Below are 25407 nucleotides of genomic sequence, written 5' to 3'. Positions count from 1 at the left end.
AGTTATTACGGGGAAACCGTGATAATATATAAGCAAAAGGAGAGGTCAATATGCAGCGTAAAAAGATTTCATTTGCTATTCTGACGGCAATAGTTGGTTTAGGAACGGTATTGTCAGGATGTGGGGAACAGGGAGAAGTTACCTCGACAGCTTCGAGTAATTCGCAAGGTAAGTCCAGCCAATTTGAAACCAAAATGAAAATTTCAATGTTTAACCAAGGTACTTTCAATGCTGCTGCTCCGATACCCCCACGTGATGAAGATATTCAACGCCAAATGTTGGAAAAAGAGATGAACATCGACTTGGATATGATGATTCCTCAAGCTGGGCAGGCAACAACCAAACTGAATACGCTCATTGCAGGTGGGGATATTCCAGATTTGATCTTCTTGAAGAGCCGTGCTGATCTTGCACAATATTATGACCAAGGCGTTCTTGCGGATTTGACACCGTATCTGGATCAGTTTCCTGAATTACAGAAACGTTTTAGCAGCGACTCCTGGGAAGCGATGTCCTATCAAGGAAAAACCATTGGAGTTCCAGGCTATGATAATGTAAACGGTATCAGTCGAAGCTTCTTCATCCGCAACGATTGGCTGAAAAAGCTGAATATGGAAGTGCCAACGACACCTGACGAGCTCTTTGAAGTTATGAAAGCCTTTACAGAGAAAGACCCGGATGGTAATGGCAAAAACGATACGTACGGATTCATCGGCGGTATGAATAAAGAAGGCAATTTGCAAACCTACGGCTTCGATAGCTTGATGTGGATGTTTGGCGTCAATCCTCCTTCAGCCGTTGAAGTGAAAGATAATGAACCGGTATTCCTATTTATCGATCCCAAAATGAAAGAGGCGCTTGCTTACATTAATAAAATGATGGCAGCCAATGTGGTAGACCCAGACTGGGTGACGATGAATTCGCCTGAGTTGTTGGACCAGAAGTTATTTAAGGGTAAAGTTGGCTTTATGATCAGAGATGCCCGTAGGCTGGAACCGGATTATCAGCAGAAAATGAAAGAAATCAGTGGAGAGGTGCCGGAATGGATCGTCATTCCTCCGATGAAAGGTCCTTACGGTGATCAAATTGTAGAGAGAAAATCGTTCCAAGGCAATTCATGGGCCATATCCGCGAAAGCGGATAAGGACAAAATCATTCGGATCTTGTCCATGCTGAATTATCTCTTTACGGACGAAGAAGCCTATCCAAACTTTGCATACGGAATCAAAGGGATTCATTGGGATGTGGTGGACGGCAAAATCAAAAATAAAACCTCCGAATTATCGAAGGAAATGAAAGAAAAGTACCTGTGGGTCGATCATTATAGAATGCCGCGCCGTGGTGATGATGCTGAGTACTTTAGCTTCCAGAATCCGAAGACGGCGGAAGCATTCAAGAACAATCAGCAATATGTGGGGCCAACGTTGCCCGGAAATTTATTGACCCCAGACCCCAGCGATACCTTGGATGCTGACCGCCAACGTTTCATTAATGAAAGCTTGGTCAAATTTATGACGGGCAAAGATCCTCTTTCGAGCTGGGACAATTTCCTCCAAACGCTGGATACCAAGTTTGACATGCAGAAATATAAGGATTCTGCAATCAAGCAATTTAAAGAAGCCGGCCTTATCAAGTAAAATATTAACGAAGAGAGTGGCTATTCGTAGCCCTCTCTTTATTGTCCTATGCTATTCTTAGTTTACTATGGAAGTAAAAGGAAGATGATCGATGCGAAGAAGATTCAGCTTGCCTTTAAAATTATTTTTTATCGTATTTGCATTTGTATTAAGCTGCATCATCTTGATAAGTCAATTGTCTTATCGCTATGTCCAAAAGGAAATAAGAACCAATGACCTTTATTACACCAACCAAATACTTGACAAGGTAGACCAGTATTTCACCGTTAATTTTTCCTCCTTCCAGACGATTCTCTTCTCAGTCGAAACATCGGTGAAAGCCAACATTGACAATACGGAAGTGATTAAAAAGCAATTAAGAGAGCTGTATGAACTCAACAGTAATTACGTCAGTAATATTTATTTGATCAAAAGCGATTTATCCATTCTAGGCGGAAGTACACCTACCCGAATATTCGATGAACCCTTATCGGAAAGAGAGCCTTTGTTTGATGCGGCTGACAAGAACAGAAGGACTACCTTTGTTAGTGATCCTTACAAATCCAAGTATTCAGGCTGGACAGTTACGATGGTTCGATATCTGAACGGAGCTCCGTTTCCTATGGCTATTGCGGTAGATTTGGATCTAAATGCCATTGAAGAGACCTTGTTCAAGATTAATAAACAGGAACAAATGAATCTGGCTCTGATCACCGCATCGGGTCAAATTATTGCCGGATTTTCTGAGAATAAAGGACTGCTGAATATTCAAGATCATACGTTTTCAATCGGAGAAACGTCAGCGGAACAAATTCTGGATACAACAGAAACAATTCTTCAACTGCATACCAAGGATGGCATTCCGGTCTACCTTCTGAAAAAACCGACGGAGAAATTCAACTGGACCATGATCTCGATCAACGATGAATCACGCTTGAAAGCAGCTTTGTCCAGATTGGAAACCTATTATATCGAGCTGCTAGCTGCAGGTCTTCTCTTAAGTTTGTTCATTTCTTTTTTTATTGCCAAATATATTAGGAATCCACTCTATGCGCTCAAAACAAAAATGAAGCGGGTGGAGCAAGGCTTCCTCACAACGACCATAACGATTAACCGAAACGATGAGTTTGGTGATCTTTCCCGAGCCTTCGATCGGATGCTGCAGCAAATTGTGGAACTGATTCGGCGAGCGGAGCTTCATAATGAGCTTGAACGGAAGCTGGAGATCCAAGTGCTGCAGTCTCAAATAAACCCTCATTTTCTGTATAACACGCTTGGTTCGATCAGCAATGTTATACGTCTCGGACAAATAGAGAAAGTAGATGTTGTGATTGGGTCGCTCATTTCATTATTGGAATACGGAATAGATGACGCTTCAGAGAAGGTTTCCCTACGCCAGGAATTACGAAATGTAGCGGACTATGTCGAGATCCAGAACATCCGGTATAACAGAAACTTCCACTTGATTGAACATATCGAAGCAGGGTTAATGGATTTTCCGGTTTTTCGAATGCTGCTGCAGCCCCTTGTGGAGAATAGTATCTTCCATGGTTATAACGGAGGAGAGATCGAAGGCCCGATTACGATTCATGCGTACAAGGAGGGCGGCATCGTCATCATAGAAGTCGTTGATCAAGGCGAGGGAATTCCAGCCGATCAAATAAAGCATATTTTAATTTCAGAACCGAGTGATGTGGAAGTAAAAAGGAAAAGAATCGGGTTAAATAATATTCATGGCCGAATAAGACTTCACTACGGAGAGCAATTCGGGCTCCAAATCATTAGCATACCTAAGGAAATAACCCGTGTACGCGCCTTATTCCCGGCAGACTTGCAAAAAGGAGATGCATAATGGTGAGAGACTATACCTGCTTCATTGTTGACGATGAAGACTTAATCATTCAAAGATTGGAATTGTTTTTTAACGAGCTCTCCCATAGGGATAGACGATTTGTTCTCGTGGGAAAAGCGAATAATGGGCTGAATGGGATCGAGGAGATTTTAAAACTTAAGCCGGATATCGTCATATCCGATATCGTTATGCCGCGAATGGATGGAATCTCCATGATTGAGCAGCTAAAAGTGGAGCTCCCCCATACCCAATACATACTTTTGACCGCCTATTCGTCCTTTGAATACGCCCAGCGAGCTATTCATGCCAATGTATTGGAGTACATTGTAAAGGTTCCGCTAAAGGAAGTGGATTTGGATCGAGCTTTAGATAAGGCAGCCGGAATTTTAAATGAGTTTAAGAAAAAAGAAGCTGAATTTCAATCGTTAAACGTATCCGTGCTTGAAAATAAATATAGAGTCCGCAAGCAATTTTTTAACGAGCTGATCAGAGGCGAAATTCCTTCTCATCGGGCATCGGATTTTGCCAATCGCATGCAGTTTCATTTCTTTCAAGCCAACTATTGCTGCTTCATCGTTGAAATGAATACGTATGAAAGTTTCCGAAACGAATACTCAGCCGCAGATCAAAACATCTTGAAATATGCGATTACGAATATAATCGAAGAAACGGTGATGAATGGTGGCAGTGGCGTAGCTGCGGATCTGTCCGATAATCGTTTTATTGGCTTTTTATCCTGGGAAAATAACCGCAGTGATATGGAAACGGAATATGCTTGCCAATCCTTGGGAGGGCAGATTGTCTCCCATTTGCATCAATATTTGAATCAAAGGGTATCCGTCGCTTTTGGAGGTCCGTACCGAGGCTGGGAATCGATCAAACAAGCGTACACGGAAGCTAAAAATGTGAGTGACGATTTCTATTATCATACAGAGAAAGTAGTAAAAACACCCATGCATCGGTTCCAATATCATAATGACAAAAAATCAGACTTTCAGCAGAAGCTGGCTGATTTTCTGATATGTTTGAAAAGAAAGATTTCCAAGGAAGAGCTGGACAATGCACTCGCCGATCTGAACCAATTTGTTACGGACCATAAAATCCACAAGTCTATCATGGCGCCAATGATCAGAGACTTGTACAGAGACATTACCAAGAAGTTTAAATCAGGGAACAAGATGGCCACGGAAATAGCAGAATTCCCCATGGAATTTATGGCATTTCAGGAGCAGCTTGCCTATATTGGCGACTTCACATTCGAATACGTACACGCGGGCCAACTATTACATCGTGCAGAAATCATGAGTGCTATGCATTTTATAGAGAAAAACCTGAAACAGCGTTTAACGCTCGAGGCGATTGCCGAGGAAGTGAATCTAGCTCCATCGTATTTTAGCAGTTTATTCAAAAAAACAATGAATGAAGGCGTGATCAGCTATATCAACCGTAAAAAAATCCAATTAGCTCTCGAACTTTTACAAGTTCAGGATTATTCTTTATTGGAATTGTGCGAGGAAGTAGGCATCGTCAATGAAGGTTACTTTTGCAAACTATTTAAAGAATATACGGGGGATACCCCTAAGCAGTACCGGATAAAAATGACACGCTACGAAACCAAATAAGGATGCTAAAAATGTATGATTTTTTCGCGAAATCATGTAAAAAAAAGGGGACCAAAACCATTACCATGATAGAAGCATCTAATCATGGAGGTTATCAAAATGGAGCTTATAAAAGCAGATGTAACCGTCGTAGGCGGAGGTATTGCCGGAATATGCGCTGCCATTGCTGCCGCACGCCAAGGGCTGCAGGTTTCATTTATTAATGATCGGCCGGTTCTTGGGGGAAATGCGAGCAGCGAGGTCAGGGTTCATATCAACGGATCGGCATATCTCGGAAACAGTCCATCCTATTATGCTCGCGAGGGCGGGTTGGTAGAAGAACTCAAGCTGAAGATCTTTCATTATAATCCGTTATACAATAAGAAACTTATGCTTTCGCTTTCGGATACGGTCTTGCTCGACATGGTTTATGAGGAGCCTAACATTTCTCTGTTCCTAAATACATGTGTGCATAAAACGGGCATGGAGAACGGCAGAATTAAATGGGTGGAGGGCCTGCAATTAGCTTCCGAAAGAAAATTTCGTTTTGAAAGCCCAACCTACATCGATTGCTCCGGCGATGGAATTGTTGGATACCAAGCAGGTGCTCACTTCCGATGGGGAAGAGAGGCGAAGCATGAATATAAGGAGGAGTTGGCCCCAGAAGTGGCGGATCATTACACCATGGGCGATACGATTCTGTTTCAAGCCCGTGACGTAGACTATCCCGTTCCTTACAAAAGACCAGGCTTTGCGTATGACATTACGAAGTTGGCCTTTTTCGATAGTATCAGAAAAGGCTTAAACCATCGGTCTTTTCCGAGGAAAATCAACGGGCTTGGCGGATTATGGTGGCTGGAATACGGCGGACATATGGATATTATCAAGAATAATGAAGACATCGCCTTGGAACTGCGAAAATTGGTGTACGGGATTTGGGATTATATCAAAAATAGCGGCGAGTTTGATGATGTGGACAATCTCATCTTGGATTATGTATGCCCGATTCCGGGAAAGCGGGAGTCGAGGCGGTTTATAGGGGAGCACATGTTGTCTCAGAACGATCTCACAGCAAAGCCTCATTTCGATGATGCTGTATCCGTCGGAGGCTGGTATATGGATCTGCATGCGAACAAAGGCATCTACGATGAGGGGCCGGCTACAGCGTGGAATTTCGTGCCGGGATTGTATAATATCCCTTTCCGCAGCTTATATTCACGAAATATTCCTAATCTCATGTTCGCTGGGCGCAATATAAGCGCTACCCATGTGGCTTTTGGATCGACAAGGGTCATGGCAACCTGCGGTTGTATGGGGCAGGCCGTAGGAACGGCAGCTGCGTTATGCTTAAAATACGAGGCCGACCCTGCAGCCATAGTCAAATCCCATATGGGTGAGCTTCAAGCGCAGCTGCTTCGAGATGGGCAAACGATTGTAGGGCTTCAAGAGCAGTTGGATCCTTATTTTGCTGACGGATTAACGATTCGTGCCTCGTCTCAGCGAAGCTATGATAATGTTCATCCAACCGAAGAGATCTCCTTGGAGAAAGCGTTATGTTTGGTCTTGCCGATTCAGACATCCATGGCTGAAAGCGTGCGAATCAAAATTAAAAATAGATCCGAGCATTCGGAAACATTGCAAGTGAAGCTGTTTGGCGGGGAGCGGAAGGAAAACTATATTCCCACAAGCGGGCTGAAAGACTATCACTTGGTTGTTTCAGGTGGTCACGATGACTGGATTACGCTGGACCTGGGCTGCGAGAAACCGGCTGATGACAAGGTCTACATCGTTTTGGAAGGCCCGGCGAGCATTGCCGTATACGGCAATGAAGAGAAAATTACAGGGGCAGTCAGCTTTCATTATAGGCCGGAAGTGCCGTCCAGGCTGAAGAAGCTTAATAAGAACATTTGCTTCAAAGACCTATTGCCATCTCAAAATATGTATAATCCCGTGAATGTTGTCAACGGATACTCCAGACCTTATGGTCTGCCAAACAGCTGGATTTCTGAACGTACGGAAGGACAGGAATGGCTGGAATTTGGTTTTGCAAGCCCCAAGAATCTGGATGAAATCCATCTTGTGTTCAACTCGCAGCTGAATTTGGAGCATTTCGATGATCCGATCGAGCCACTTATCCAAGATTATGATGTGACCTTAACCTTAGAAGACGGAACCGAGAGTGAAATTAATATCCGTGGGAATTATCTTTCGTTGAATAAACATCAGGTGCATGCAAAAGGGGTAACCCGAATTCGGTTTGATTTCTGTGCAACGTATGGTTCGCCTTATTATGAAGTGTTTGCTGTAAAATTTTTTGCTCCTAAAACGCTAAGTGAGGCCAGGTGAAGTTACGATGAAGGAATTTTTCCCTCGAAGAGGGCTGCCTAATGTCATTCAGAAGTTGGAAAATGGGGAAACCGTGACCATCGTTTATTTCGGTGGCAGTAATACGCGTTCTAAAGGATACAGAGTTATGACGGCGGATTGGCTTCGAGGACAATATCCCAATGCGGATATCCGCTCTGTGAACGCAGGCATTGATGGGACAGGATCGGACCTCGGCTGCGCCCGTTTGGAGACTGATGTACTGCGTCATCAGCCTGATCTCGTGTTTGTTGAATTTGTTGGTAACGATGGCGGAGTTCCGGAGTCCAAGGCGCGGATTGAAGGAATTGTCCGACAGATCCGCAAGCGGAGCCGGTTTACCGATATCCTGTTCGTATATACGCTGAAGGAGCGAGATGTGGCCCTATTTCAGTCTGGAGAATACCAGAAGGGAGCCATTATGCAAGAGGAAGTCGCGGACTATTACGGCATTCCTTCGATTCATCTGGGCATAGCAGTCAGTCAATTGGTTTCGGATGGAAAGCTCATTTTCACCTCAAGGGCAGACGTGTCCATTCCCGGAGCCGTTATTTTTACGCATGATTCGATCCATCCGACGATTCCCGAAGGACACCAGATTTACACGGATACAATCACCCGGTCGTTTGAGAAAATCAGCGAACTTCGAGATCGCGTAGGAAAGATCGAACATCACTTGCCTCAGAATACTTTGGTCCCGGCCAATCCTTGGGAGTATGCGACCATGCTGCCATTGGAGAGTCTTACTCTTTTTTCGGCAGGATGGTCTTACATGACCCCCGATAATTTTGCTTTAGTGCGCGAATACGATTGGTTGTTTCCTGGTCTATGGCGAGCAGTCGATCCCGGAGAGACGATCACAGTGGAGTTTGAGGGGACCCACATCGGATTATTCGATATCGGGGGGCCGGATTCTGGCAGATTGAAGGTGTCGGTGGATGGAGGGAAACCCTTCCTTATCGATCGATTCACACCCTATAACGACCATAATCGAAATCAGTATGTTTTCTTACCTGTGCTACCGAATGGGAAACATACGGTTCGCTTCGAAGTTGACCACAAGAAGACAGACAAAGCGGCCGTGTTTGAGGCAAGCGGCAATGAAAGAAGTATGGAGCATGTTCGGCAGCATCCAGCTTGGTATGATCAAACGGTCATTCAGATTGGAAAGCTGCTATTGGTGCAGCCGCCATTATAATTGATTTTTCCACTTGGAAGACCTACATTCTATCTGATTGCAATGGAGCGATCAATTCGAATGTAGGTTTCTTTTTTTACTTAAAATCTTATAAGAAATTCTTGAAATGAAAGAAATTTCACGGTGATATGGCATGCTATGATAAAAACGACGGAGCGGGATTAGCCAGAAGGATAAGGCTAATTGCTTCTTTACGATCTTCGAACAAAGGAGGGCATTGTTATTTTGAAAGCGTTATCAATTTAAGGGAGGCTGTGAGTTGTATGGTCAAAAGGAAGCTGTTTTTCTTCATCGTTTTCATGTTGACGATAGTAGTTCCTTTCAGCCTGATCGGAATAAGGGCCGCTTATGCGGAAACCTTACCTTATCAGACGATTATCATTGATGACGGGAGCATCACGATCAATGATGTTGTGACACCTGATGCGGGTAACGCCAATAACGGGTTCTCCGCTCCTTATTGGACCACAAGCGCAGGAGTGAAGGGATACAATAATTCCAGTTCAAAATATACGGATGCCGTAGGTAGAAGCATCACATGGAATCCACGCTTGGAAGCAGGGACGGCGAGAATATCGTTCTATAAGCTTGACTGGGCGGATAAAGCAGATAGTAATGTGAAGATTGAAATTGTTCATAACGGGATTACGGATGTCAAGTTTATGGATCTTAGACCTTCGTCGGGTCCATCGGTCGGATGGGTTGATTTGGGGGAGTATGAATTTAGTGGTGATGATTCCGAATTTGTCAGGCTGACTCGAACGCAACCTACGACGGGCACGATTATTACTCGCGCCGATGCAGTCAAGTTCGAAGGAAATATCAGGCAGCAAGAACCGCCGTTGCCCCCGCTGCGGAGCCGCACATTAGCGAATCTCAGTTACACGGAAAAGGGCAGCATCGAAAATGATAACTATAAGGCGACCTTCTATGAAGCAGCATGGGATGGGGGCAAATCCATCGTTCGTGACATGTTCTACAGGAACACGGACACAGGAAACTGGATGCCAATCAATACTGTGGCGGAAAGACTTGAGGAGCAATGGGTTTTATTGGATGGGAATGCAGGGAGCCGAACCAATTACTACGATACGATGAACAAACGCTGGATTACATTCGACGGGATCACTTTTCCCGACAGCCGCACGGCGGTATTAACCGATTCTATGAATGGAAGTGATTACGATTTTGAAGTGAACTGGTCCATGGCAGGGGATAAACCAGATGTTTCCTTCGCCTTCACGCCTCGCCGCGATGGTAATTATGTGATTGGATATCAGTCCTTCACAACAGAGGTAGTCTCTGGCATCAATGAAGTGTTAAATGGATTCAGGTCGCATGCCAAAATGGTAGGTACGGTGGAATCAACAAGCTTGAGGGAGCTGAGCGCTCCAATGAGTCTGGTTGAGAAGAATGACAGTTCGGGGAATCCATTGACGTATGGAGTATTTGTACCTTCGCAAGAGCTTCCGGTTGAGTTTGAACCGACGGGAGGCGTCACGAAACAACGGCTTGGCATGAGCCTAGTCAACAATGAAGGCAGCGTGCAGCCAATCCTGTATGCTCCTCAATTAGGGACTTATTCGCAAATGACCGCAGAAAACACTTATCAATTTCATATGGGGCTAATCGCTCAAAAAAACAATCTTTATGAGTCCTATGCGGATATTCTTCGCAACGAGTACGGTTACTCGGCATACCGGGAAAATGTTTCAGATCAGTCGCTTACTGACGCGATGTTCAATATGATCGATTTACTTAAGATTGACCCGCAAGGGGACGACTCTGTTCAGTATGTCCCGTCACCTAGCGGGTGGTGGAGCCGTGCCAAGGGCTTTATTGATATCGAGAACGAGGATAGCGTTCGAACAAGTTCGAATGCGGTTCTTCTGGGGGCTTATTATTTGACCGGGGATGACCAGCTTTACGATACGAGAGCATTGCCCTCCGTTCAGTATGGCGTATCACGAAATGGCATCGGTTGGTCGCCGACGCAGAAGAAAGTATACGGCGTGCCTTCGTTATGGAAAATGGCCACCCTGCCATTCGATGTTTCAAGCGTCGCCGCTGTTAATCAGATGATGGGCACTTCGGCAGGAATTGGGGCGCTGGCACAGGAAGAGTACCTCGTGCGTGATCCTGACCAGAAAGACCGCGGTCCTGTCATTCAGCCCCTGATGATGTATCGTATGACAGGAGATGCGCAGTATTTGCAGGCTGCCAAGGATGCAGCCGACAGCTATATCATGCAGCATATCGATACGCCTGCATCCGTGAATGTGAGCAAAAATGAGTTCATTTATTATTATAGCAAGCTGTGGATGGAGATTTTGGAGCTTTACGAGGAAACTCAGGATCCCAAATACTTGAATGCTGCATATAAGGAAGCCAAACGTTATGCAACGATGTTCGTTGCTCGTCCGGTTCCTGAAGGTACCGTTACAATTCCGCAGCCCGAGACGTATAATTACGCAGAATCGTTCCATTGGCCAGAAAGCGGTAAATACCAGTATCCTAGAACCAAGCTCCCAGAAGATATAGCCGGAGGCGTACAAGCGGATCGTTGGCTTGTTTCACCGAGCGGATTGACGTTTGAGGCGGGAAGTACAACCGGCTATTATCGGATGAATGCCCAGGAAGCCCCATTCATGCTGAGGTTGTCGCTCTATACAGGTGATAAACTGCTGCAGGATATTGCTCATAATGCGGTTATTGGTCGATCTTCCAGTTACCCGGGTTATTACTATAAGGGCTTCGCCGTTAGCCAACTTGAACCGGATTTCCCTCTGGAAGGCCCAAGCGGGGCAACATCCATCTATTATCACCATATACCGGGGCAGCTCGGGCAAACGATGGATTATTTGATCAGCGAACAATCGTTGAAATCGAATGGGAGTATTACATTTCCTTCCGTATTTGAAACGAATTTTTTATGGTTCAAATATCACCTCTATGGGAATAAACCAGGTCATTTTTATGGTAATTCGGACGTTTGGCTCTGGATGCCCAAGGGGATTATTAAGACTAATCATCCTCAATTGAACTGGATAACGGGTGAGAGCGGGGATAAATTCTACATCGGGCTGAGCAACGCATCGTCAGATGAAGTTCAGACTCCGATCGAATTGAATAAACAAATCATTGGATTCAACCCGGCACAAGATTATACCGTAACGATCATCCGCGATAATGGCACACCAGAACAAGCGGTTATGAGTGGCGGAATCATTCAAGCCACGGTTTCAAGCAAGGGAATAACTGCTATCATTGTAGAAGGACTCAACATTGATGTGCCGCTGCACCAGGTCAGAACTGCTGATACATCGGATGCAAGCTATTTCTTCGATATTCACAGTCCAATCGATGCAGTTAAAGGTATGCTGATCGTCAAGCCTGACGAAACGGTTTATGATGCTTATGTGCAGGCCAAAACGACGAAACCAGCGACAATTCATTATTCCTTGGATGGCGGGGCTACGTATACAACCATCCCAGATACGATATATCCGATGGAATGGTCGATACGGGTGAACGATTTATCCCAAACCTTCACGTATTATGTGGAATCGGAGGGGAAACAGACCCGCAAGCGGACACTCTATCTGCCTGATCAGGTAACGGAAACTCCAGTCCAACCCGACGGACAGGATGGTTCATCTATCATTGTGGATAATACGGAGGCGGAGGCAGAAGGCATCTGGATAAGGGATACGACGGCTAACGACTATTACTATGATAACTATGTGTATGCCAAATCGACGGCCGGCACAGCGACAAGCAAAATGAAATGGCGGCCGGAGCTGCCGGAAAGTGTTACTTACAGTGTGTATTACAAGCTTCCGCAAATAACGGCTGCGACTGAAAATTGGGCAACGAATGCCTCATTTACTGTTTATTATAGCGGGGGCTCCGAGACAGTTACCGTTGATGAGACAACGGCCAATGGTACTTGGGTACACCTAGGTGACTATCCTTTTGCTGCAGGCGATAGTGGCTACGTGGAACTAACCAATAAGGCCAACAAGTCAAGGGTAGTAGCCGATGCGATCATGTGGGTGGACCCGAACAGAATACCGCAATTGGAATCGGCGGTGATCCAATCTGATCGAAATGAGCTGCAGATGACTCAAAACGCACAACTAAGTGTAACCGGTTATTTGGATAACGGTTTGATCGGTGATCTGACACAGGCTAATGTGCAGTATTTCGTGGATCGTACGGATCTGGCTGAAGTGGATAGCAGCGGTCGGTTGACCCTTCTAAATCTCGATGGGGAAAGGGATTACATTGAGGTATGGGCCACTGTAACGATTGACGGAGTGACCTTAACCACACCGCCTTTGACCATATCGATCAAGGACCTAACGGTTATCGTCGACAGTACAGATACAACGGGGTTATACACGACAGAAGGGTCTTGGAGCCAAAGCAATTTAGCCGGATACAAAATTGGGGTTAAGTCCCGTTACACTACAGTTCAAGGATCATCAGCAACGTGGAAAGGCCAGTTTCCAGAGGGGAAATATACGGTCTCCATCTACAAGCTCGTCCATACGACGGCAAACGATAATCATGTCAAAGTGGAAGTGAAACATCAGACGGGTACCGAGGTGACGTATATCGATGCAACGGTCGGCTCTTCGGGTTGGGTTAATCTAGGAACGTTCGACTTTACGGGAGACGGTAGCGAGTATGTTCGTTTAACCAGGGAGACTCCAACAACGGTAGATCCGCCAACCCTTCCTGCCGATATGATCTATACGAGGGCTGATGCAGTCAAGTTCGAACGGCATTCCGTTAGTCCGGAGCTGCTTGCAAATGAGTCGCCAGGTAAACCGACACTTTCCGAATAATAGCGGCGTTGAGGCGAATCCCGGCAAACCTGTGTTGTCCAGTGACAACTGGGATCATGGTGGGAACTATACCAAGTGCTCAATCGGCCATTACACAAATCTCTGGGAAATCTCCTGGCATTTATCAATATCGCGGTGAGTTTATGAATGGAAGTGGAACAACGGTAAGTGATGTTATACAAATTATTGTAAAATAACCCTAAGCGCTGAGTGGATGAGAACGATCCATTCGGCTTTTTTATTTCTTGGAATTTAGTATTGAACTATGCAAAATGCTTGTTTAGATTTCGATGATAATTCATTCCATGCAGTATATGCGCTAAACTGCCTCTTACATGTTCCCAAGGCCGAAATTCACCAAGTGATTAAAGAAGTAAAACGGGTTATAAAGCCGGAGGGTCTCTTTTATATGGGGATGTACGGAAACTGAGTCAGAGGGAATATGGATGGAGGATTCATTCGAACCAAAACGTTTTTTTGTCATACTCCGATGATTCACTAAGGACTCTCATAGGTCAGCATTTTGAAGAGGTCTATTTTAATGCTATACCATTAAAAAATGGTTCACTTCATTATCAATCACTTATCTTAAAGAGGGCCTCTATTGTTGGTATTTTATTCCTTCTTTCACTAACCTAAAAGAGTCGATTAAATGGAAAGGGTTTGTACAACATATTTTACGCTTTCTTAAAACCGCCGTAATGGTGGTTTTTGTTATAATAAGATTATCTTTCAAGAAAAAGGAGTATATCTATTGAATCTTGCTGTTCCCGTTACACAGTCACAATTGATGCAGATATTGCTTAACGTTTCCGTTATTCGCCCTGTCTTTATTTGGGGTGCCCCAGGAATTGGAAAATCAGCTTTAGTTGAATCATTTGCAGATCAAGTCGGACTTCCATGTGTTTCACTTTTAGGCTCTCAGCTTGCGCCAGAAGATATTATTGGCGTACCTCAGATCGTTGACGGCAAAAGTCAATTTTGTCCACCCAAAATGATTGCTCGCAAGGAACCTTACTGTTTATTTTTGGACGAACTTAATGCTTGTTCGCAAGAAGTCCAAAAAGCTTTTTACAGTCTTATTCATGAGCGTCGAATTGGTGATTATCATCTTCCAGAAGGCTCGATTGTAATCGGTGCCGGCAACCGTGCGCAAGATAGTGCAATTGTAAAACCGATGTCCTCTGCGCTCATTAATCGTATGTTTCATGTCCAACTTAATGTATCGTTTCAAGATTGGATTTCTTGGGCGTACGAAAACGAAATTCATCCGATAGTTATTGAATATTTAGAGTCTCGCCCCGACCATCTGTGGAGTGCCCCTCCGAAAACGGAAGAACCGTTCTCCACGCCAAGGTCCTGGCATATGCTATCTGATGCACTTCGCGAGTTTGGCGATAATTTATCACCAGAAGTGGTCGGTATTTTATCGGGTGGTTCTTTAACTCCTGCTCATGCAACACAATTTAAAGCTTTTTACAAAAATCTAAGTGGTAAATATCAATTAAATGCTATTTTAGAGGGCAAAATTTCATTTCCGTCTGCTGCAGAAGGTCGTGATGTTCTCTATTTTCTGGCTCAATCTTTTCGAGCACAAATTATTAAAGAACTTCCTGCTCGAAAAGATGATATCAGTGGGAATCATAGGCAGTTTGCTCATACGGTGAAAAAATTGATTAAAGATTTGTCTACCATTAGTTTTGAAATTGCACAGCTCGTTGTTGCGAAAAATGAACAATCCTCTAATATTCCTGACTGGCTAATGGTGGAAATTGTTCGTGACTTACCACGGCTCGCCGTTAAAGATAAGGGGTAATGATGTCAAAAAAATCGACACCTGTAAATCCAGCTTTAAAACAATTCCAAGCAGCAGTAGAAATAATTGAAAACCATCCTATATTTTCGCCTTTATGTTCAAGAACCAGTATTGTCCATCGTGATGGGACCCCTTATCCAATAAATGGTTGGGCAACTGTTACAAAAGGTGGATATATTTACACGCACCCTAAACGCCGAGGCGAAACCTCGGAGTGGGTCTATGTGCTTGCTCATTGTTTGTTGCATTTAGGACTTGGTCATTTGAAAACGAAAGATCATCCAGTGGCATGGAATGCAGCTTGTGATTTATACATAGCCAAATTTCTTGCTGATTTAAAACTAGGAACACCTCCTTCTGATATGGAAACACGGACGGATATGACCGTAAAGGATGAGGAGTTTCTTTATGAGCAATTTTGTGCACGGGGCGTTCCGGAAGTTTTGAAATATTTTGGCACAGCAGGTGTAGCAAGTTCGGATATGGATGTTCGGGCTACAGCAGCGCGTAGCTATTGGGGGGGAGAACCCGAATGGGAAAAATACTTTGCAATTGGGTTATCTAACGCGGTCACAAGTGCTGTAAGTGTTGCAGGAGGTTACTCCGCTTCCCTGACAGATTCTACGAGTGTTAAAAGTGCTGCACAGCGGGCAAAACGGTGGTTCATGGACCGTTATCCATTGCTCGGCGCACTTGCTTCCGGTTTTTCAATTATTGAAGACCAAGCTATCTGCCAAAGATTAAGCATTTCCGTTGCGGCTATTGATGTTGTAGAACGCGAAATTTACATGAATCCAGCAGCTGGATTAACGGACGAAGAATGTATTTTTGTGATGGCGCATGAGTTATTACACGCAGGTCTACAGCATCATGAACGCTGCCAAGGTCGCGATCCTTATTTGTGGAATGTCGCTTGTGATTATGTCATCAACCTTTGGTTGGTTGAAATGCAAGTTGGTGAATATCCTAATATCGGTCTGCTTTTAGACCCAGAGTTGAAAGGTTTATCTGCAGAATCGATTTACGACAAAATGGTTGGAGATATTCGCTTATATAGAAAACTAGCTACGCTTCGTGGCAATGGATTAGGCGATATGATTGGCAAAGGTGATCCGTCGCTCTGGGATGTTCGAAATGGGCAAACGCTTGATGATTTTTGCAAGAATGCTCTTCAACAAGGTTTAATGTATCACGAAGAACAAGCTAGGGGTTTACTTCCTTCTGGGCTTGTTGAAGAAATTAGAGCACTTGGTCAACCACCGATTAAATGGGATGTTGAGCTTGCCAAATGGTTTGATTCATATTTTTCTCCACTTGAAAAAACGCGGTCCTATGCCCGTGTCAGCCGTCGCCAATCATCAACGCCAGATATCCCAAGACCTCAATGGGTTTACAGCGGTTCATCCGAGGATGGACGTACGTTTGGTGTGATTTTGGATACGTCTGGTTCAATGGATAAAAAATTGCTTGCTAAGGCGCTTGGTGCTATTGCTAGTTACGCGCAAGCTCGAGATGTACCATTTGCTCGTCTTGTGTTCTGCGATGCAGCTCCTTACGATGCGGGTTATGTTGCCCCAGAGACAATCGCCGATCGTGTTCAAGTCAGAGGTAGAGGGGGGACCGTTTTGCAGCCTGCGATTGATTTAATCTCTCATGCTGAGGACTTTCCGAAAAATGGACCACTTTTAATTATTACTGATGGCTATTGCGACAAACTGACCATTCGACGAGAACATGCTTATTTACTGCCAAGAGGAAATGAACTACCTTTTTCTCCTAAAGGACCTGTTTTCCGTGTCGATTAAGAAACAATACGCACTGAGCAAGCTGAGGTTTAAAAGTATGTTAAACACAACACAACACAACTCAACTCAAAAAATAGAATTCAATAAGGAGCCTCATGCTTTACAGGAAGTACAATGGTTTCTTTTCATGACATGCCAGATAATATTACGATTACAATGGAGTACGCTCTTGAACAGTTGAAATGATAAAAGGAATTATATTTTTTTGAAAGTCGAATGCGAAAAGTTCTATTTTTACGAGAAATCTGTCTCAATATTCGTAATATCAAATGATAAATGTTTAGAGATATACGGCTACAGTGAAAGAGATATGAATAAAAGGCTGGAGACCGGAGACCTGCAGGTGTCACAAATGTGATCTGCGGGTCTTTTTTTGCAGAAATGAGAGTGTATAAACCCGAGGAATGGATTTTCTCGGGCCAATCGCACGAAGGGCACTTGACAGAGCCTTCTGTGTAGAAGGTGTTTTAACATGCGAAAAACCTGTCCAATGTAGCGAAAAAGGTGAGTATTCACGTGTTGTGACATTCCTTTACAAAGCCTTTACTGTAAGGAGGTACGGATCCAAGGTATATACAAGAGTTACTCGGGCACCAAAGCAGTCGAACAACAGTGCGTTATACTCATGTGTCTATGAAGGACGCCAGATAGATTAAGAGCCGGCTGGATTATTGAAATCGGGGTATTACGGAGAGGGAGTTCGTAGATACCCTGATGAAGGGAGTGTTTACGAAGTACGGGAATACACGTAATATGGAAGTATTCGCGAAGTTCGTAGATAAGACGTTATAGGAAATCAGCGCAAAGACAATAAAATAAAACAGGAGGAGAACCACAATAAAAAGTCAGAGATTTCTTAAGATTATCTATGTTATCTTTGCCTTACCAGTAGGGTTTGGTTGTTTTTACGCTTTTCTCGTTTTTGCTTTTAATTTTGGTGACGGGCTTCTAAGCGAAGATAATAAACCAGTTGCTTTTACAGCAATATTTCTCGCTATAATTGTCATAATAATCTATGTACTTGTTGGGAAAAAACTCTATAAATCATATCAATTTGTACCTCACGTACTAGGATTAATCTTTATAGCAGCTATTTTATCCATGCCTGCAATTGAATTGGTATCTAATATACATGATTCATATAAAAAATATTATGCTAGACATCATAAGGATAAATATATAACTGAATTACGAACACAATTTGCTGAAGAAATAAAACCATTTGAATTTGATTATAAGTTAAGCAACTTTAACACTCTGTATCTTGGAGGAATTCAAGTTAATGTATATAAGAATAATGAGGATATCAATATTACCGAAGTGAATAGGATTATTAATGCATTGCCAGAATCAGTGGAGGACATTAGAGTAATCATTCATTTTGGAAAAACTGGACTTTATAAGGACACCTCTTTGAGAGAGCATTTTATTGATTTTGTAATAGATAAAGATAAATCACGAACAAATTATTGTCATACAAACGACTATGACCATGAACCCAACATTTGTGAGGAGTTTTCAAAATCAAACTAGTCATTTGATAGATAAATCGAAGAAGGCGCCGACATCCTATAACACAATATTCACGCTACGGGGCATTCGCCCCTCGGTCCGGCCGAAGTCCGAAGTGATTTCGAAGATGCAATCCAGTTACAAGGAAGTATGATCAGCCGGACACACCCGCACCACCTAACCGCATCGCGGCAGCTCCCATTGGTCGCTTAAGGTGGTGGGGCGTCGTGAATACAATAACGTTATCGGAAATCTCGGCACAACCAATAAAGGAGCAGAACAATGAAAAGGAATTTGAAAGTTGGAGAAGTTACATCATTAAAAACCCCTGAAGATCCAACATCATCATATTTTTCATTTGCATTTAGAACACTTCAAACCATGGGGAAGCATTCTAATCAAGTAAGTACTATGTTTGACAGACAAGATGCAATAATGGTTTGTATAGCTTCATTTTTATCTTTAGAATCAACTATTAATAGACTTTATTATGATATTTTTATTTGCTCAGACAACAATAAAAGAGAAGTAAGGAATAATATTCCGTCTACTCATGTGGAATATATAAAAAGTAACTGGAGACGACTGTCTATTAAAGATAAATTTTTACTCCTTCCTCCGATACTATCGGACTTCCATTTTGTCGAAAACTCTAAAGTGTTTAGACTATTTGTTGAATTTATTAATTTTAGGAATTACTTAGTTCATACTAAAATAACAGAGTCTACTTTTGAATTAGAAGTTGATAATATCGAAGAAAATTCCTGGGGTGGAACAGTAAGGAATATCGAACATGATAATAATAGCAACTTTAAACTCAGTGGGTTTTCATTTATACATTCTAATATTTCAAGAGAAGATGCGGAAAAAGCGTTTGAAATTACATACTATCTTTTGAGTATTCTTTCAAAACATGTCTTCACTCCACCGCCTTATGTTGTTTATGTAACAGATAGTAATCCATTGCAGTTTTTATCTGAAGATAAATTGGAAATTTACTTAAAATCACATTTTAAACATGTATTTCAGGACTTTGATAGTTCTTCACAGTAGACCGAGTCATCCGATAACAATGCATTCACGCTGCGGAGCCTAGCGGCTCCTTGGTCGCCAAGTAGGGATTTCGGTGAAGAGAATTCAGGCGACAACCCTGCACCGACTAACCGCATCGCGGCCGGGGCTGGCGCCCCTTAAGTCGGTGAGGGTTCGTGAATGCGGGAACGTTATGTGAAACCTGTATAAAAATCAAAAGACTTAGAAACTAAGGTTGAAATTCTTAAGTATTGAGAAAAGCGATAAGTAAAAATGTGGAGGATTATTATGAAGATGTCAAATTCTAAGCTCGAAATGAATGCAGTATTTGCAATCAATTCTATTGCAATTAAACCAGGATCATATCTTATACCAAATATTCCGATTGGTGACAAGGCTATTTCATTTGATGGAGACATAACTGTTTTATTTGACGATTCCGAAAAGAAAAGTTCTTATCTCGGCAGTGTTCCAATACAAGTTAAAAGTAAAAGTGTGAAAAAATTTAGTGATGGGAACATTAGTTTTTCACTTGATATGGGCGATATAAAAAACTTTTATAAAAGAGATGGAGCACTACTCTTACTTGGAGAAATTGATGAGCAAGGAAATACCAAGCTATTTTATAAACCACTATTAACCCTTGAACTTTTGAATATTCTGCAATTATATGGAAATCAAAAAAGTCGCTCAATTGAATTAAGACCTTTGGAAGAGTCATCACTATATACAGTCTGCAGGAGATTTTTAAACGAACAGCAATACCAACCTAAGTATTATGTAGAGAACAAACCAATTGCTGAAGATGCATTTACTAAGTATTCTTTTAGAAGTTTAACCTATGATCCTCATTCTTCTCACTCATCTATTTTTGATCATGATTTTCATATGTATGGTATCGCAAATGGTTCAATGTTTCCTTTATCTGTTGGTAGAATCACCGATCTTACCACTAACAAAATTATCCATTTTATTGGTGAAGATGACGAGAAGTTTTGTTTGAACTGTACCGTTACTGTTAAAGAACGTGTCACAACATTTGTTGTAGAAGAGTTGTTTCAATTCTCTATTGATCAGGAAGCTAATATGTTTACCCTAAAGTTCTTGGGCTTTAGATCACTTGCTACTCAGCTATCAACTATACCTTTTGTTATATATATTCTTTCAGGTAAAACCGTAAAATTTGATGGTAGTACCTTTGGACTAAAACAAGATGCTACCAAAATTGAAGAGGTATTGCAAGAAGTGTATACTCATCAAAGTTTTTTGAAAGAATTACAGCTAGTTTTTCGAAATCTAGGTATTCCTGAGGATACTCAATTTGTTGATCAACCTGAATTATATCCTACATTTGAGTTTTTAATAAGATCAATACTGCATGACCAAATTGATGGGATATCATTGAGTTCTCCTGAGAAAGGTTCACTTATCAACTTCAATGTTTCAAATCATGTTGTTGTCTTATTTTATAACCCTGATGGCGAAAAGAAGCTCATAAACGCTTTTTCGGCGGATATGCTTAAATTGCATTGTTTACTTAACTTTTCCGAAGATAGTGATATACCGCCTATACCACATAGTATTTATACCATGTTAGTTGTTGATTCTCTAAGTCGTGGGATTAACGTAAATCATGCACTAATTTGTGAATCATTTGATCAGTTCAACCCTTTTATAAATGAAGTATGTTTCCAGAAAAGTAACGACTTTTGTTTATTATGTATAAACGCTTTCGACCGTTCCGGTGATATTCGACTCCTAGAGGTAGCTGAATATATATATAGCAAATTTGATCCATCTCTGAACACAGAGAATAAAATGGTAATTGAAATCAACAAATATCAAATATTAAAGCGGAAAAATAGAATTCTTCCTGATGAAGTAAAGGAGGTATTATTTCTTATTAAGAGAGAAGCAATACTGAACGATAATATAGAGCTTCAATTCTGCATAGATGTTCTCTTAGAAAATCGATTCGAAGCAACTAAGTGTTTTGAACGCTTTGATGATGAAAAAAGAAGTTTTTATTCTAGTCTTCCTATATTCACATTATTTCAAAATGTTAATTAAAATATATATATCAATACAAAGGTACTTATAATTGATTAAAATCATCAGGTAATTAACACAATTTGTGAGTTACTCATGTTGGCACAGGCATCACATAACATCGTATCTACGCTGCGGGCCGTTTGGCCCCTGGTTCGCATGATGACGTGAGCAGAGGAGCAAACTCAGCTCACAACCCTGCGAGGCTAAGTCCGTCGGACCCGGTCGCGTTCGCTCCTTAAGCCTCTCGGGTTCGTAGATACAGGAACGTTAGAGGAAATTAATGCAGATCATGGTTAACATCTTAAATTCTTATAAAAGGGGTTGTAGTATGGATACAGAAATAAGAGGAGATATTCTTAACTTAATAGAAAAAATTTCTCCACAAGGAAGGAACTATGTGGACGAAGCATTTAATAATAACATGGTGAAGGTGTTCTATTACAATAAATCGATTGATGAACATGGTGTGTTTTGTATAGTCGAGAATAATGATTGTAATATAGCTTATTTTTCATTTTTAAATGAACCCAATAAAGAAAAATGTAAAGGTCTAATAATGGCAGATATGAAGCCATTCATTAATGAAGTGAATGAAAAAGAACTATGCTTCAATGTGTATGGAAAAAATGTCGGGGCTATAGAATTCGTACAAAGCCTTGGGTTTAAAGCGGATATGGAGGGATATCATCTATTTTATAATAGACAAGAAGCACCAGTAATATCGCAATCAGAATTGATTGAAAAACAATTTGAAGACAGCATGTTGGATCATTTAGTTGAATTATTTGACAAAGGTTATTTTCAATTAAACAAAGAAAATGGTTGGCAAACAGATTGGTACTATACCAATTCAAAAGTATTCCAAGCAGGTCTTCAGGAAAAAGTACGAGATAATGAATTCCGTTCGTTTTGGTTAGGGAACCAATTGATAGGAGCATATATAATAGATAAGAACTATATTCGGGATTTAGTTGTCTCCCCAGGATATCAGAATCGTGGATATGGAAGTATAATCTTAGCGCATTGTATTAAACACATGATTGAAAAGAAGAATGTACAAAAAGTTTGTTTACGTATTACGAAGTCTAATTTAAGTGCTAAAAGACTCTATGAAAGGAATCATTTTGAGGAATTGGCTTGTTTCGCGGAACATACCTTTATATCAAATATTAATACTTTAAATGAAGGAGAAATATATTAATTGAGATTCAGTAAGACTCTAGAAATTTCGAAGAAGGCATTAACATCCTCTAACATTACATTACCACAGCGGTCGCTACGCTCCCTTGGTCACCAGGAAGGAAGTATCAAAGAAGTTAATTCAGGTGACACATCCAACCAGCTAAGTGGCAGAGCCACCCGGACCTACGGTCCTTAAGCTGATTGGACGTCGGTAATGCGCAAACGTTAAGCGAAATTCTCGAGATTAAACAAGATAAGATTTTAAAACATGATAAATTACTACTTTTTATAGATATGGAGCCAAAACGCATGGGTGAAACGATTAATAAATGGATTTATGAATTAATAAATCATGGCGTGAGTGAACAGCATATAGAGGAAGTAAAAGGGAGAAAACTGAGAAGTACATCCCCCTATGAATATTTTTATGATAAGGATGAGAAAGCAGAAATTGTTTCATTGGTAGATACAAAAAAAATTGCTGGTATTAATACTGGTTGGCCAACTGCTGGGAGAACTGTTTTTAACTTGTTTTTCTCAGTAACAGGTGAAATATCTACAAAGAATTCATTAAACTACAATCGAATTAAAGAGAATCTAGAGAGTTTAATTGCTAATGGAATAACATATCAATACAGTTTTTACGTTGATAAGAGCATAGAATATAGACTAAGGGACGGGCTTCCTAAATTTATTTATTATAAAGATGATGACATTTATTTTTCTGGTGCTACTCACAGGACTATAAGTGCCTTGATGTTTAATGCACCCAAAATGATTGGTTATGTAACTACATATAGTAAAAATCAAAAAAAATATGAAAATTATTCGACTTATTCACAAATAAGGGATAGTTGGAATGAATTTATTAAAAAGGAGTTAGAGAATATAGAATTAAACAAAATACAAGAAGACAGGAAACAATATAATCGCCAACAAAAATATACTTTGAAGTTTAAAAATTACCCCGAAATAAATCTGATGGGAATATATGATCCTATCATAGAACCTTATAAATTAGACTTTCAAGATAGCGATAGAATTATGACCATTCAAAAAAATACAATTCAGATGATTAGTAAGATCAAAAGAATTGATCAAGAAACTAAAACTGAATGGTTTAATAAAAGCAAAAAACTTCCTGTAACTTTTTCTTTACTGAAAAAGTACAAGTGCTATGTTTTATATGATTTACTTTATGAGATAAAGTTTCCAAAGAATAAGTTCTACATTAATATTGAAGAACCTCTAGAAAGTATAATTGATAAAATAAAATATAACTTAATATCACATACAATATATAAAAATAAGCCTATTAAGGGTTTTTAAACTGCATTGAAAGCACAAGATTTAATCGAAGAAGTAAAAGCAAAAGAAAGTGAGTATATCAGAGAAGTCGAGAACTCCGCTTAACACCGTATTCACGCTGCGGGGCTGACGCCCCTTGGTCTGCAGAGGGATTTCGGGGAAGTAGAGTCAGGCAGACAACCCTGCAAGGCTAAGTGGCAAAGCCACCCAGTCGCTCTGCTCCTTTAAGCCTTTCGGGTTCATGAATACAACAACGTTATACGACAATTCTCAATGAATCTGAATACAATGTGAAGTTGAATCTGAATACAATGTGGAGTTGAATCAGGATGATTGATTTAAAACATTTTGCAGGACACGTTCCTTCTGGTGCCATATATGACATGGACATTAATCAATTAAGAATAATAGTAGATAATAGTAAGGATGAACTGTATACATCAAATGCTTCAGCAATAGTTTCAATTATTGCTCTTGTTGCTTATTTTGAGTCATTTTGTAAGAACAATTTTGCTGCTGCAATAAATATTTGTCCAAGATTACTTGAAAGATTTCTAAAGAAAAGAAAAGAAATAAATATAGCTTTAAATGATATATTATTCTTTGATTTTGAAATAAAAGACAAGATCGGTTTTATAATTTCAGAAGTGTTGGACTTTGGAACCGCGAAAACGATTAATTCTCTATATCAAGATCTTCTTATTATTTCACCATTTTCAAGCTATGAATCTAAGAAATTTGATAAATTACTTAACGATCGCAATCTATTGGTTCACCATGGAGGAATGTATACTACTAAGTACTATAAACAACATCTAGATGAGATAGAGGTAACAAAGAAATTTCTCCACTCCGAAACATTAAGGATTAATAAGAGTGACTTTTATGAATGGGCTGATTTTTTAGACAAGATAACTGACAAAACTAGGAAAGCTACAAAGAAATCAATAGAAGCTTTTATTAATGAAAATAAGATTGAATTAACAGAGGAAGCATTGATGTCATTAAAGTATTTCTCTGAGTAACTCAAGGAAAGAGAATCGTCGTATAACATCGTATTCACGCTGCGGGCCTTACGGCCCTGGTCTGCAAGAGGTTTTTCAGGGAAGCGGAATCAGCAGACAACCCTGCACTGGCTAAGTCCGTCGGACCCGCGCATTCGCGCTTAAGCCAGTGAGGGTTCGTGAATACAGGAACGTTAGATGAAATCAGCCTA

16 protein-coding genes and 1 pseudogene are annotated in these 25407 nt (G+C 41.2%); all 17 read left to right on the top strand.

Annotated features, from left to right (window positions below):
* Positions 1–50 precede the first annotated feature (50 nt).
* The 17 genes and pseudogenes from ACOZB4_RS19715 to ACOZB4_RS19635 all read left to right on the top strand — a co-directional run bounded on the left by ACOZB4_RS19715 (position 51) and on the right by ACOZB4_RS19635 (position 25216).
* A complete protein-coding gene (locus ACOZB4_RS19715; RefSeq protein ID WP_379404932.1) occupies positions 51–1637 on the top strand; it encodes an extracellular solute-binding protein in 1587 nt (528 codons plus the stop codon).
* Between the two features lie 109 nt (positions 1638–1746).
* Positions 1747–3468 (top strand): sensor histidine kinase, encoded by a 1722-nt coding sequence (locus tag ACOZB4_RS19710; protein ID WP_379404934.1) that lies wholly within the window; start codon positions 1747–1749, stop codon positions 3466–3468.
* On the top strand, positions 3468–5090 hold the full coding sequence (locus ACOZB4_RS19705; RefSeq protein ID WP_379404936.1) for a response regulator: 1623 nt from the start codon (positions 3468–3470) through the stop codon (positions 5088–5090). Before ACOZB4_RS19710 ends, ACOZB4_RS19705 begins: the two co-directional genes overlap by 1 nt.
* Positions 5091–5189: 99 nt before the next feature.
* On the top strand, positions 5190–7415 hold the full coding sequence (locus ACOZB4_RS19700) for an FAD-dependent oxidoreductase (RefSeq protein WP_379404938.1): 2226 nt from the start codon (positions 5190–5192) through the stop codon (positions 7413–7415).
* 7 nt (positions 7416–7422) lie between these two features.
* Positions 7423–8631, top strand: coding sequence for a GDSL-type esterase/lipase family protein (locus ACOZB4_RS19695; RefSeq protein ID WP_379404940.1), 1209 nt, complete (start codon positions 7423–7425; stop codon positions 8629–8631).
* Positions 8632–8930: 299 nt separating this feature from the next.
* Positions 8931–13484 (top strand): hypothetical protein, encoded by a 4554-nt coding sequence (locus tag ACOZB4_RS19690; RefSeq protein WP_379404942.1) that lies wholly within the window; start codon positions 8931–8933, stop codon positions 13482–13484.
* Between the two features lie 41 nt (positions 13485–13525).
* Positions 13526–13681 (top strand): hypothetical protein, encoded by a 156-nt coding sequence (locus ACOZB4_RS19685; RefSeq protein ID WP_422759606.1) that lies wholly within the window; start codon positions 13526–13528, stop codon positions 13679–13681.
* Positions 13682–13749: 68 nt separating this feature from the next.
* On the top strand, positions 13750–13914 hold the full coding sequence (locus ACOZB4_RS19680; RefSeq protein ID WP_379404944.1) for a class I SAM-dependent methyltransferase: 165 nt from the start codon (positions 13750–13752) through the stop codon (positions 13912–13914).
* A gap of 324 nt (positions 13915–14238) precedes the next feature.
* Positions 14239–15300 (top strand): AAA family ATPase, encoded by a 1062-nt coding sequence (locus tag ACOZB4_RS19675; protein ID WP_379404946.1) that lies wholly within the window; start codon positions 14239–14241, stop codon positions 15298–15300.
* Positions 15301–15302: 2 nt separating this feature from the next.
* Positions 15303–17105 carry a DUF2201 family putative metallopeptidase gene (locus ACOZB4_RS19670; RefSeq protein WP_379405609.1) on the top strand — a complete coding sequence of 601 codons (1803 nt, stop codon included), beginning with the start codon at positions 15303–15305 and terminating at the stop codon, positions 17103–17105.
* A gap of 567 nt (positions 17106–17672) precedes the next feature.
* A pseudogene (locus tag ACOZB4_RS19665) lies at positions 17673–17756 on the top strand (integrase); the annotation flags it as partial.
* A 450-nt stretch (positions 17757–18206) separates the two neighbouring features.
* A complete protein-coding gene (locus tag ACOZB4_RS19660) occupies positions 18207–18638 on the top strand; it encodes a hypothetical protein (protein ID WP_379404948.1) in 432 nt (143 codons plus the stop codon).
* A 261-nt stretch (positions 18639–18899) separates the two neighbouring features.
* On the top strand, positions 18900–19670 hold the full coding sequence (locus tag ACOZB4_RS19655) for a hypothetical protein (RefSeq protein WP_379404950.1): 771 nt from the start codon (positions 18900–18902) through the stop codon (positions 19668–19670).
* Between the two features lie 267 nt (positions 19671–19937).
* The gene (locus ACOZB4_RS19650) at positions 19938–21719 is read left to right on the top strand and encodes a hypothetical protein (RefSeq protein WP_379404952.1); all 1782 of its coding nucleotides are present in this window, start codon (positions 19938–19940) and stop codon (positions 21717–21719) included.
* A gap of 310 nt (positions 21720–22029) precedes the next feature.
* Entirely contained in the window at positions 22030–22902 is an 873-nt protein-coding gene (locus tag ACOZB4_RS19645) for a GNAT family N-acetyltransferase (protein ID WP_379404954.1), read from the top strand.
* A gap of 290 nt (positions 22903–23192) precedes the next feature.
* Complete coding sequence (locus ACOZB4_RS19640; RefSeq protein ID WP_379404956.1) at positions 23193–24212, top strand: hypothetical protein; 1020 nt, start codon at positions 23193–23195, stop codon at positions 24210–24212.
* A gap of 308 nt (positions 24213–24520) precedes the next feature.
* Positions 24521–25216 (top strand): hypothetical protein, encoded by a 696-nt coding sequence (locus ACOZB4_RS19635; RefSeq protein ID WP_379404958.1) that lies wholly within the window; start codon positions 24521–24523, stop codon positions 25214–25216.
* The last annotated feature ends 191 nt before the right edge of the window (positions 25217–25407 follow it).

Source organism: Paenibacillus sp. NPDC058898, assembly GCF_049316025.1.
Lineage (GTDB): Bacteria > Bacillota > Bacilli > Paenibacillales > Paenibacillaceae > Paenibacillus_AQ.
The sequence above is the reverse complement of the archived record's forward strand: the minus strand, read 5'-3'. Positions and strand labels throughout refer to the sequence as shown.